The organism is Streptomyces sp. CB02414, assembly GCF_001905385.1.
Classification (GTDB): Bacteria; Actinomycetota; Actinomycetes; order Streptomycetales; family Streptomycetaceae; genus Streptomyces.
Map to the genome: position 1 here is coordinate 44730 of NZ_LIPF01000018.1, position 12827 is coordinate 57556.

Here is a 12827-nt window from a genome sequence, read left to right on the forward strand (position 1 = left end):
TCATGGTGCATGTGTAGTGACATTCACTACAACGAGTACCGTGTCCTGGATTTTCCCTCTCGCCGCCCACTTCGTCCTCTTCAATCCGCACGAAGGCCAGTGACCGGGTGAAGGGGCGGAGACTTGGCGATGCAGCAGCTTGAACGGGCCGTGGCGGTGGTGGGCGTGGGATGCCGGCTTCCCGGAGGCATCACCGACCTGGACGGCCTGTGGGCCGTGCTGCGCGACGGGCGCGACATGGTCGGCGAGATGCCCGCCGACCGGCTGCCCCGCGACCGGACCGTCGACCCGGGAGGCGTGCGGCCGGGCCGCAGCTACACCGCCGCCGGCGGTTTCCTCGAGGACGTCGCCTCGTTCGACGCCGCCTACTTCGGCATGTCACCCGCGGAGGCCCGGCACATCGACCCGCAACAGCGGCTGCTGCTGGAGATGGCCGCCGAGGCGCTGGACGACGCCGCCATCCCCGCCGAGTCGCTGGCCGGGTCGGACACCTGCGTGTACGTGGGCGTCTCCGACCCCGGATACGGCGTGAACCTGTCCATGATGCAGGACCACACGAGCCCGCACACCATGCCCGGCGCCACCCTGTCCATCACGGCGAACCGGATGTCGTACGCGTTCGACCTGCGCGGGCCGAGCATGGCCGTGGACACGGCCTGCTCCTCCGCCCTGGTCGCCCTGGACCGGGCCTGCCGCACGCTGCGCGAGGGCCCGGGACGCGTCGCCCTGGTCGGCGGCGTCAACGTACTGTCCAACCCCTATTCCTTCGCCGGATTCTCCTACGCGGGCATGCTGTCGCGCCGCGGACGCTGCGCGGCGTTCTCGGCCGACGCCGACGGGTTCGTCCGCGCGGAGGGCGGCGCGGTGCTCGTCCTCAAGCGCCTCACGGACGCGGTGACGGACGGCGACCGCGTCCACGCCGTACTGGCCGCCACCGGCAACAACACCGACGGCCGCAGCACCGGAATGATCGTCCCCAGCGCCGAGACCCAGGAGGCGCTGCTCCACACGGTCTACGCGGAGGCCGGGATCGAACCGGACGACCTGGTGTACGTCGAGGCCCACGGCACCGGCACCCAGGCCGGTGATCCGGCGGAGGCCGAGGCCATCGGCCGGGCCCTGGGCCGGCGCCGCAGCCGCGGACCGCTGCCGATCGGCTCGGTGAAGACGAACATCGGCCACCTGGAACCCGCCGCCGGAATGGCCGGCCTGCTCAAGGCGATGCTGGTCCTGCGCCACCGGCTGGTACCGGCGTCCCTGCACGCCCTTCCCCTCAACCCCCGCATCGACTTCGACGGTCTGGGACTGGCCCCCGCCGTCGACCCCGTCCCGCTGGACCCGGGGCGGAGGGCAGCCGTCGGAGTGAGTGCCTTCGGCTTCGGCGGAGCCAACGCCCACGCCGTCGTGGTCCAGCCGCCCGCCGGTCGGCGGCCCGAGCCCAAGCCGGTGCCGGACGGGCGCCCGCTGCCACTCGTCGTCTCCGCCCGGACCGCCAAGGCGCTGAAGCAGATGACCGCCCGTATGGCGGAGCGACTGCGGAACGCCGAACCGGCGGACTTCTACGACGTGGCCCACACCAGTACCGTACGGCGCACCGCGCACCCGCACCGCGCCGCCGTACTGGCCGCCCACCCGCAGGAGGCCGCCCGGCAGCTGGACCGGCTGACGGCCGCGGAGCCCGCGAGTGGGGCCATGGTCCGCACCGGCGAACGGGACGGGACCGCGTTCGTGTTCTCCGGCAACGCCTCCCAGTGGCCGGGCATGGCCGCCGACCTGCTGCGGGGCGAACCGGTCTTCCGGGGAGCCGTCCAGGAGGCCGACGCGGCCCTGGCCCCCCACCTCGGCTGGTCGGTGGCCAAGGAACTGGCCCACCCGTCCCCCCGGAAATGGCAGCGCACCGAAGTGGCCCAGCCCGCCCTCTTCGCCGTGCAGGTGGGCCTCACCGCGCTGCTGGCCTCGCACGGCGTGCGGCCGCGGGCGGTGACCGGACACAGCGTCGGCGAGGTCGCCGCCGCCCTCGCCGCCGGGGCCCTCACCCTGGAACAGGCCGCGCTGGTGATCGCCGAACGCAGCCGCACCCAAGGCGCCACCGCGGGCCGGGGCCGGATGGCCGCCGTCGGCCTGCCCGAGGCACAGGCACGTGAGGAACTGCTCCGCCACGACGGCGCACTGGAGATCGCGGGAATCAACAGCGACCGGGACGTGACCGTCGCCGGGAACGCCGACGCCCTCGCGGCCTGGGGAGCCGAACTGACCGGCCGCGGCGTCTTCTTCCGTGAGCTGGACCTCGACTACGCCTTCCACAGCCGGGTCATGGACCCCATCAGGGAGCCACTCCTCGACGCCCTCGACGGACTCGAACCCGCCCCGGCCCGCATCCCGTTCGTCTCCACCGTCACCGGCACCCCGGTGGACGGGCCCGGTCTCGACGCCGTGTACTGGTGGCGCAACGTCCGTGAACCCGTACGGTTCGCCGAGGCCGCCGCTCACCTCGCCACCGAGCACGCGGGCGTCCTGGTCGAGATCGGACCGCACCCGGTGCTGCGCCCTTATCTGCGCCACACCCGCGCCATCTGCGTCCCCACCCTGCACCGCGACGGGGACGGCCTCCGCAAGACCGCGGCGGCCGCCGCCGCCGTACTCGCCGCCGACACCGCGACCGACTGGCGGCAGCACTTCCCGCGCCCCGGCCGGGTGGTCGACCTGCCCGCCTACGCGTGGCAGCACGAACGGCACTGGCACGGCACCGCGCAGGACCTGGTCGCCCACACCAGCGGCAGCGGCCTGCTGGATCATCCGCTGGTGGGCGAGCGGATGCCCGCCCCGCACCCCGTGTGGCACGGCACCGTCGAGCCGCAACTGGTGCCCTGGCTGGGCGATCACAGGATCGGCGGCGACGTCCTCATGCCGGCCGCCGCCTACGTGGAGATGGCCCTGAGCGCCGGCCGCCGGGCCATGGACCGTCCGGTCGAGGTACGGCACCTGGAGATCGGCCGCCCACTGTCCCTGCGGTGGCCGGACCCGACGCCGGCCGCCCTGCAGACCGCGGTCACCCCCGGCGACGGCGCCGTGACCATCAGCGTCCGTGAGGAACATGGCGGTGAGTGCCTGCCCGTGGTCCGCGCACAGGTCCGCAGCCTGCTCGGCACGGCACCGGCCCCGCTCGACGTCGACGCGCTCCGGGCACGCTGCGACCGGAGCGTCGACGGCCCGGGCTTCTACCGCATGTGCCACGACATCGGTCTGCACTGCGGGCCGGACTTCCAGCTCATCGACCGCGTCGACACCGGCGACGGAGAGGCACTGGTCGGCTACCGGCTGGCGCACCCCGCCGACGCCTACACCGCCCACCCGGTCCTGATCGACGCGCCGTTGCAGGCCACCGTGGCCCTCGCCGACGCGCAGGGGGAGTCCGCCGCGTTCCTGCCGACCGTGTTCGGAGCCGTACGCGTGTGGCGCACTCCCGCGCCCACCGGCGTCGTGCATCTGCGCCGTCGCAGCCGCAGCGCCAACGAGATGTGCTGGGACATCACCTACGCCGATCCCGACGGCACGGTCACCGTCGAGATCGACGGCTGCCGCACCCGTCGGGCACACCTGGCCGAACGCACCCCGCTGACCGTCCAGCGCACCGTCCTCAGGGCCGCCCCCCACCCGGACGCCGCCGCCCCGCCCTCCCCGCTTCCCACGCCCACCGAGGTGGCGTCCGCGGCCGAGCCGCGCATCGCCGCCGCCCGCACCGCCCTGGACGACGGGGGCCACCGCCGGTTCACCGCGGCCGCCGAGCAGGCCGGTGCCCATTGCTGGGCCGGGACGCTGCGCGGTCTACTCGCCGAGCCGGCGGCCCCGTTCTCGATGGACGACCTGGTGGCCGGGGGCCTCCAGCCCCGGCACCGGCGGCTCGCCCGGCTGATGCTGCCCCTGCTGGCCGAACACGGTCTCGCCCGGCCGGCCGGGCAGACCTGGCGGCTCAGCGGCGCGGAGACCCACGCCGAGGCCCTGCTGCGCCGCCTGGTCGAGGACCATCCCGCGTACGGCGCCGAGACACTGCTGCTCAACCGGCACCTGCGCCGGCTGCCCGACGCGGTGCGGGGACACGCCGACGCACGCGAACTCCTGCCGGCCGGGGACAGCGCCTACGAGCAACTCCACGAGTCCGGCCCCGCACTCCGCTTCGCCCACCGTGCCGTGCAGGCCCTGCTCGGCGACATCGTCGCCCGCTGGCCCGCCGACCGTCCGCTGCGCGTCCTGGAGTTCGGCGCGACCACCACCGCCCTGACGGCAGCGGTCCTGCCCGTGCTGCCGGCCGACCGGACCCGCTACACCTGCACCGCGCCCAACGGCAGTACCCTCACCCGCGCCGAACACCGCTTCTCGGCCCACGGCTTCGTCGACTACCGGACTGTGAACCCGAACGCCGATCCGGCCGACCAGGGCCTGACCCGAGGCGGATTCGACCTCGTCCTCGCGGGCGACGCCCTGCACACCACCACCGACCTGGCCGCGACCCTGCGCCGGCTGCACGGCGTGCTGGCCCCCGGCGGACACCTGCTGGTCACCGAACCGCACCACGCCCCGCTCCAGGCCCTGCTGTACGGCACGCTGAACGACTTCTGGGAGCGTGGGGACCACACCCTGCGTCCCGTCTCCCGCGTCCTCGCCCGGGACCGGTGGGTGCCACTGCTGCACCGGTGCGGCTACTCCGGTGTGGTGCAGACCGGGCCCGAGGACCGCACCGTCCTCCTCGCCGCAGCGGATCACGGCCAGGCGGCGGCCACCACCGACACAGCGCGGCCGGTTCCGGGCACCACCTGGGTGATCGCCGTCGAGGACGACACCGAGACGGCGACCGCGCGAGCTCTGGCCGCCCGCCTCGGAAAGGCCGTCGTGATCACCGCGCCCGCCGAGGCCGCCGCCTGGAAGGCGGCCCTGCCCACGGCCTCCGATCCGCGCGTCGTCCTGCTGCTCGCCGCACCCGGCCCGCACGAGACCGTCACGCGGACCACCCGCCGCGCGGCCCTCCTTCGCTCCCTGGCCACCGCCTACGACGGCCCGACAGGCGGAACCAACCCTCAGGTATGGCTCGTCACCCGCCCGACCGGCCTCTTCCCGGCCCCGGAGCAGCCGGCCCACCCGGTGGACGCGGCCGTCTGGGCGGCCTGCCGCACCCTCGCCAACGAACGCCCGGACCTGAGCCTGCGCCGCCTGTCCTGCCACCGCACCGGTGACGCCGACACCGACGCCCACCGCCTGGCCGACGAGCTTCTCGCACCCGGCGACGACGACCGGAGCGCTCGGGAGGACGAGATCGTTCTGACCGCACGGGGCCGGTTCGTGCCCCGGCAGGTACAGCACCCGGTGAACGAACCCCCGGGCGTCCCCGCCGGTACGCCGTTCATCCTGCAAGCCCGTGATCCGGGCCTGCACCGGCGGCTCGTCTGGCGGCAGACGGACGCCCCCGAGCCGGGGCCGGGCGAGGTGGCACTGGAGATGCGGGCCGTGGCACTGAACTACCGCGACCCCATGCGGGCCAACGGCCTGCTGCCGCCCGAGGCGGTGGAGAACAGTCCGCTCGGCCGCGGACTGGGCACCGACGGTGCCGGCATCGTGCGCGCCGTGGGAGCGGGGGTGGAGGACCTGAAGCCCGGCGACCGGGTCTGCGGCCTCGTGCCCGCCGCACTCGCCTCGCACGCCACGACCCCCGCCTTCGCCGTCGTGCGTGTTCCCGACGAGATGAGCTTCACGGAGGCGGCGACCTTCCCCGTCGCCTTCCTGACCGTTCATCAGACACTGGTCCACCAGGCCCGTCTCGATGCCGGGGAGACCGTGCTCGTCCACGGCGGAGCCGGGGCGGTGGGCCTGGCCGTCCTGCAGTGCGCCCGCCGGCAAGGCGCCCGCGTCATCGCCACCGCCGGCACGGAGACCAAACGCGACCTGCTGCGCACGCTCGGCGTCGAGCACGTCCTCGACTCCCGCAGCCTGGACTTCGTCCCCCGGGTGCGGGAGCTGACCGGTGGTCAGGGCGTGGACGTCGTGGTGAACTCGCTCAGCGGCGAGGCCATCGCCCAGGGCCTGGACCTGCTGCGCCCCAACGGCCGCTTCATCGAACTCGGCAAGAGGGACATCTTCCTCAACACCCCGATCACGCTGCGCCCCTTCCACCGCAGCCTCACCTTCATCGGCTTCAACCTCGACACCGTCGTGGACGACCCGGCCCTGCGAACCCGGCTCGTCGAGGACTTCGACGCGGCGATCGGCTCCCGCACCTACCGGCCCCTGCCCCACTCGGCCTACCCCGCCGCCCGCGTCGACGAGGCCTTCCACCTCCTGCAGCACTCCCGGCACACCGGCAAGGTCGTCGTCACCTTCGACCCCCTGGACGAACCCGTACCCGTCGAACCCGCACTCGGCTCCCTCCGCCTCGACGGCGAGGGCACCTACCTGATCACCGGCGGACTCAGCGGGCTCGGCGCCGCCACCGCCCGCCTGCTGGCCGACCGCGGGGCCCGGCACCTGGCCCTGCTCTCCCGCAGCGGACCCGGCGCCCCCGGTGCGCACGCCCTGCTCCGGGAACTCACCGACCGCGGTGTGCGGGCCACCGCACACGCCGCCGACGTCACCGAGGAATCGGCGCTGCGCCGGGTCCTCGCCGCCGTGGACGCCACCGGGCACGCCCTGCGGGGCATCGTGCATGCGGCGATGCACATGGACGACGCGGTGCTGTCCGACCTCACCGACGACCGATTCGCCGCCGTCCTGGCGCCCAAGGCGGCGGGCGCGGCCCTTCTGGACGACCTCACCGCCGACCGCGACCTGGACCTGTTCCTCGCGTACTCGTCCGTCTCCGCCAGTATCGGAAACCCGGGACAGTCCGCCTACGCGGCCGCCAACGCCTACCTGGAGGCCCTCGTCCGGGCCCGGCGCGGGGCCGGACGGACGGGTACGGCACTGGCCTGGGGGCCGATCGGCGAAACGGGCTACGTCGCCCGCAGCGGCATGGAGGCCGCCATGGCCGGACGCGGCCTCGAACTGCTCACCCCCACCGAGGTACTGACCACCACCGACCACCTCCTGGCCGCCGGCACCGACGTCGCAGGAGCCGGTCGTTACCGCTGGGGGACCGCACGCCATCTGCTGCCTGCCCTGGCCACCGCCCGGTTCGCCCCGCTGGCTCCGGCGTCCTCCGCGGCGTCCCCGGACGCCCGCAACGAGCTCCTGAACGCGCTGGCGGACCTCCCCGCGGACGAGGCGGTGCGCCAGATCACCGACGTGGTCACCCGTCTCCTCGCCGGTGTCCTGCAAACCGACCCGGCCGACCTCGACCCCACGGTCAACGTCACCGACTTCGGACTGGACTCGCTGCTGGGTATGCAGTTCCTGATGCAGGCCCGGGATTTGTTCGACATCCGCCTCGGACCGGCCGATCTGGCCACCGGGCGCACCCTGGCCCACTTCGCTCGTCTGGTCCACCAGCGGCTGGACCTGGGCGCCGACGAGCGGCAGTAGACGCAAGGGCGGTGTCCGACGTGCGGGGCAGCCCGGCACGGCGGACACCGCAGCCGGAAGCGGCTCGCCACGGTGTCTCCCCGGCGAAGCACTTGGCGGCTTCGATGCCCCCGAAGACCACCTCGTCGGCGGTGCAGCGGAGCCCTGAGGCCGACTGAGGGGGCGGTGCGAGCTTCGCCGTGCCCAGCAACTGGACGGCGACACCGGCCCCGGCAACGACGCGGACGCGGTGGTTCCGTCGGAGCCGCCCAGCAGTCGCGGGCGTCGCCCGCGACATCCTCGAGGGAGGTGCCGGGTGCGACTCGGATGCGACATGGCAGGAGGGCCGGCCCTGCACGCCTGAGCAGCTGTGCCGCGCACCCACCCGGGAGCCTGCGCTGCCTCTCGCGGATCGGGCCCTGCCCGTCGCGCGGTTGAGGCATGATCGGCCGGTGGGCCGAGGCGTGGTGGGAGCGGTCCACCCGTCCGCTGCCGGCGCGCCTCGGCCCGGACGGGCGGCGCGTCGGGCGGACGGGTGATCCCGGGGCGAGGGGGTGGACGAGTGCGGCGGGCCTGGAGGACCGCGGCCATGTGCCTGGCGGCGGCGCTGACCGCGGCCGTCGCCTTGCTGGCCTCGCTCGCGGCCAACGCCGCGACGGCGCACGACCGGTGGCCAGGCGTACTGGACGCCCTCCGGGCCGACCCGTGGCCCTGGGTCGGCGGTCTCGGGGCAGCGGCGGTGGTCTCGGCGGTGACGGGGGTCCTGGCCGGCGGTGGAGCGCCGGCGACGGCCGGGGACCCGCCCCCGCCCGGCGCGCCCGCGGTGCCCTCCTGGGTGGTGGACCGCGCGGAGTGCCGCCGTGCCGCGGCGGCGGTGTGCCGGCGCCGGGCAGGGGCGGTCGGCCTCACCACCGCCCTGGAGGGGGCGGGCGGCTTCGGCAAGACCACGCTCGCCACCCGCGTCTGCGCCGACCGACGGGTGCGCCGCCGGTTCAGGGGCCGGGTCTACGTCGTCACCGTCGGGCGGGACGTCCGCGGCAGGTCGGCCGTAGCGGCCAAGGTCGGGGAGGTGACGGCCTTCGTCACCGGAGACACCAGCGTCTTCGAGGACCCCGACCGGGCCGGCGACCACCTCGGGCGGCTGCTGGACCACAGGCCGCACCCTGATCGTGCTGGACGACGTATGGGAGCCGGAACAGCTCGCGCCGTTCCTGCGGGGCGGCCGGAACGCCGTACGGCTGGTGACCACGCCGGTGCCCGCAGTCCTGCCCGACGGGGCGGAGCGGTTCGAGGCGGCTGGCGGCGGGGGGCCGCTCCAGGCCAGGTGCCGACGCAGAGTGCGGTCGGTTCCTGCCCGTCCGCCTGCTTCATTAGCGGTTGAGACATGGAGATCGTCACTCTCAGTCGTGTGAGTTGTAGCTTTCTGTCCCGCCTGGCGGGCTGAGCCCCGTTTACCCGCTGCGGTCCGTGTTATGGGAGCCGCCCGCAGGGCACCGGGGTGGCAGGCGGTGAACGGCAGTCTCCCAGGGCGGTCGGCGCCCGCCAGGTGCCCGGGGTCCGGAACGCGTGCTGCGGGCGCCGGCCTGCTCCCGTTGCCGGCCTCGGCCGGTGACGGGGACGGTCACACCCGGCCCCGTTAATGAGCACACCTCTGTGCCGGGCATCGCGCAGAGCGCTGCCCGGCGTGCCCCGTCCGCCCGCGCGGGACGTTCAGAGCTTCACGTCACGAGCCCGGCACGGTGGGCCGCCCTGCCGTCCGAGATCGGTTGCACGTACGTGAGGGTCGGCCACGCGGAACGTCGCGGCCTCTTCCAGGAGGACGACGACCTCGTCGGCAGCGAGGCCGCTGCCGCACCGGACGCCGTCGTTCCCTCGTACGCGTTGGGGAGACGACACCGCAGAGCCCCGTAACAGCCGGTGAGCACCTCGTTGCCCAGGTGAACGCAGCGCCGGCCGGTGTCCGCGACGATCGGCCGACGGTCGTCCTGTATGAATCCGTCTGGGCCATCGGCGGTGCCCGAAGCTCGACCCGAACGGTGTCGGCCACATCCTGAAGGTGACTTCTCCGCGCTCGATCCCGGCCGCTGAGGTCGCGGCCGTCATAGCGGCGGGGCGCCCGCTCCGTGCTGGCTGCCACAGTAGCGAGCCCGACCACGACGGTTCCCCGTGCCGATAGGTCAATGGGCGAGGCGAAGGTCCCGATGTGCTGGGCGATGCGCTCAAGCACCCGGGTGACCTGTTCGGCGAGCTGAGGACAGCGGGGACCTTGGCCTCGGCGTGATGCCTGCCTGCCATCGACGTGAAGGTCGGCCTTGACGCGCCCCTCCGGCTGATTCTGCCTCGTTGCCGCAGCCGGAACGGGAACTGCGGAGGAGACCTCGGCCGCGCGCACCGGCATGGCGGTGACGGACAGCGATGAGGAAGCCCCCAACCTTCGTCGAACGCGGCCGGCCTGATCTCGGCCGCGATGCGGGGAGCCGCCGCTGACGCCGAGGTCCTTCCTCGGCTGCCGCAGCGGTACTACGCCTTGCGACGCCGCCGAAGAGCGACGGTTCGCCCGTCCGGCGACGACGCTGCCCGCGACGACGGACCTGTCGATGCCCACCGCGAGTTCGACCAGACCTGTCCGTGTATCCGACCGGAATGCGAGCCCGGAAGAGCGGGGTGACGGGATCTCCGTGCAACTCCCACCGGACAGTGACGATGGCACCGGCCGGTCGTGATCAGCGCAGCGGCGGCTCGACGCAGCACCCGGCCCCCCTCGGCGTCGACACGGAGATCAGCGCGACCTCATGGCCGGCCGCCTCACCGGCGACAGAACCATCACCGGGGGCGACCCGACACGACGGAACAAACCGCCGATTCCGGGATGGGACATCGACGGAGAAGCGGCCTCCACGGCCGCACGCGGAGCCGGATGTCGCTGCTGCGGCGCTCCTTCGGAGTGGCTCGCGCTTGACAATGCCCCCCGCACGGATGACAGGTCCTCCCACGCTACGACCCGAAGTCGGTGATCCTTCTGTCCTGTCCGGGACCCTGGCGTGCCCGGCACACCCGATACCTGCACGTTTGAGCGCTCTGGGGGAGATACGGGCCACAGGCTCGTTTGACGTGGTGGTACGGGGTATTCGGATGCACACGCGGTCAGGCAGGTGCCAACCGAGGCGCGCCGCTGTCACCGGACAGCCGGGGCGGGGAGACAGCTAGGGGCGGATGGCAGAAATGTGTGCGGGGAGGAACGGTCGTAGTCCGGTGGAAGGCCACTGGCCAGTGAGGCGCCGACCGGCGGTGTCGTGGCCGGTGGCAGGAGCCGCGGCCTCACCTGTCCCATCAGGCGGAGTGGGCCTCCCAGCCCGCGTCATGGTGTATCCGGCTCGCCGCGGTGTCGCAGAAGGCTTCCAGGCCGGCCAGCAGGGCGGTCCGTTTCGCGGCGGGCATCTGGTCCAGAACCGCTCGCAGTTCCCGCTCCCTTCGCTCGCGCAGGTCGTCGAGGAAGGCGCGGCCCCGCTCGCTGAGATACAGGCGCACTTCGCGCCGGCTGGTCGCGCTGACGGCGCGTTCGACGAAGCCGGAGGCCTGCAGCCGGTCGCACAGCCGGCTGGTCGACGGCGGAGTGGAGGCGAGGGAATCGGCGAGCGTGCGCAGGTTGATGCCCTCGTGGTGTTCGAGGATGAACAGCACGCGCAACTGGGACGCCGAAGCGGGCGCCGTGGAGGCTCTGCCCCAGAGCACTTCCAGCAGCTCCGCGGCCGTGGACGTCACGCGGGCGACCTCGTCGGGCCGGGGGCGGGGACGGGAAGCAGTCACGGTCACACTCTCGCAGGCGCTGGTACGTATCTCAGCGTACTAGGCGCGCGAAGCTGGACGCAGACGACTCGGGCGACCGGGACGGCCGGTCGAACGAGCCAGGTACCGAGCGAGGCCCGTACGGGCCCGGCAAGAGATTGGTGTTTCCATCCTCGTGAACAGATTCGTGGCCGCTGAGCGCGCTCTGCGTACGGCGGCGCCGCACAAGTTGCTCGACGCCGTTCGGAGCGTGCTGACCGAACACTACGCGGCGCAGTCGGTGGAGCTGTTCATGGCCGACTACGGGTTGACCGTACTGCAGCCGGTGTCCGTGCTGCCGCACACCATGGAACCGATCTCGGTGCACAGCAGTGCCGCCGGTCGGGCCTTCGGTGCCCAGGAGCCTTTCGTCGAAAGGGTCGGGGACGGCCTGGCGCGCCTGCACCTGCCCGTCACGGTGCGCGGTGACCGACTCGGCGTGCTCTCGGTGACGTTGCCCGACGGTGATCAGGCCGCAGGAGCTCTGGGCGAACTCGGGGACGTCGCCCAAGTGCTCGCGCACGAGGTCGTCGTCGCGGAACGCGACACGGACGTGTACACGCAGGCGCGGCGCAGGGACCGATTGACGCTGGCCGCGGAGATGCAGTGGCAGTTGCTGCCCGGCCGCTCCTGCGCCCGGCCGGAGTACGAGCTGGGCGCCCAACTGGAGCCCGCCTACGCCATCTTCGGTGACAACTTCGACTGGTCCGCCACCGCGGACCACCTGATGCTCTACGTCACCAACGGAATGGGGGAGGGGACAGCGGCCTCCGTGCTGACGAACCTGGCCATCAGTGCCCTGCGCAACGCCCGGCGGGCCGGGCTCCCCCTGGCCGACCAAGCGGTTCTCGCCGACCAGGCGCTCTACGCCCACTACCGGGGCCAGTGCTACCTGTCGGTGCTGATGCTCGACTTCGAACTGGCCACCGGGCGGGTGTCCGTGGTGGACGCCGGCTCGCCGCGGATGCTGCGGCTGCGGGACGGCGTGGTCGATCGCGTCGAGCTCGAGGCGCAGTTGCCCCTGGGCATGTTCGACGAGACCGACTACGTGTCCCAGGAGCTGCGCGCAGAGCCCGGTGATCGGCTGATCTTCGTCAGCGACGGTGTCTACGGGACTGCCTCTTCACGTGGGGAGCGGTACGGAGACGCGACGTTGGCCCGGGCCATCCAGTCCACACGCCTGCTGCCCGCGGCCGAGGTGCCTCGTGCCGTCCTGCGGGAACTGGCCGATCACCGCGGCCGGTCGGCCGTGGACGATGATGCCCTGGTGGTCTGCCTGGACTGGCTGGGTCGTTGAGCAAGGGCGCGGCGGCCGATCTCACCCGGTCGACAGGGGGATGTGCGCAGAGTGTGAATGTTGGCGCTCTCGCGGCCGGGCGGAACCCGGCAACTCCCCAGAAACGAAGGGCAGTCGCCCTTCGCCCGGATGAACCGACGTTCACGGGGAAGCTCGGTGGTTGCACGAAACCACCGAGCTGGGGGACTGTTGCCTTTAGACATCTTTTTTCTTCGCTGAG

At 73.1% G+C, this 12827-nt stretch carries 4 protein-coding genes; 3 read left to right on the forward strand and 1 reads right to left on the reverse strand.

Annotated features, from left to right (window positions below; all coding sequences use genetic code 11):
• Positions 1 to 129 precede the first annotated feature (129 nt).
• On the forward strand, positions 130 to 7506 hold the full coding sequence (locus AMK11_RS36385) for a type I polyketide synthase (protein WP_073732417.1): 7377 nt from the start codon (positions 130 to 132) through the stop codon (positions 7504 to 7506).
• Positions 7507 to 9138: 1632 nt separating this feature from the next.
• Positions 9139 to 9396 carry a triose-phosphate isomerase gene (locus AMK11_RS39080; protein WP_274535694.1) on the forward strand — a complete coding sequence of 86 codons (258 nt, stop codon included), beginning with the start codon at positions 9139 to 9141 and terminating at the stop codon, positions 9394 to 9396.
• Positions 9397 to 10815: 1419 nt separating this feature from the next.
• On the opposite strand, the gene AMK11_RS36400 is transcribed toward AMK11_RS39080, so the two are convergent.
• Positions 10816 to 11298 carry a MarR family winged helix-turn-helix transcriptional regulator gene (locus AMK11_RS36400; protein ID WP_073732420.1) on the reverse strand — a complete coding sequence of 161 codons (483 nt, stop codon included), beginning with the start codon at positions 11296 to 11298 and terminating at the stop codon, positions 10816 to 10818.
• Positions 11299 to 11446: 148 nt separating this feature from the next.
• Here AMK11_RS36400 and AMK11_RS36405 point away from each other — a divergent pair, with 148 nt between their 5' ends.
• A complete protein-coding gene (locus tag AMK11_RS36405) occupies positions 11447 to 12607 on the forward strand; it encodes a PP2C family protein-serine/threonine phosphatase (RefSeq protein ID WP_073732421.1) in 1161 nt (386 codons plus the stop codon).
• Positions 12608 to 12827: the final 220 nt, after the last annotated feature.

Bases quoted from the DNA above. Each gene is read 5' to 3' on its own strand.
- AMK11_RS36385 (WP_073732417.1), top strand. From the start codon at position 130: ATGCAGCAGCTTGAACGGGCCGTGGCGGTGGTGGGCGTGGGATGCCGG.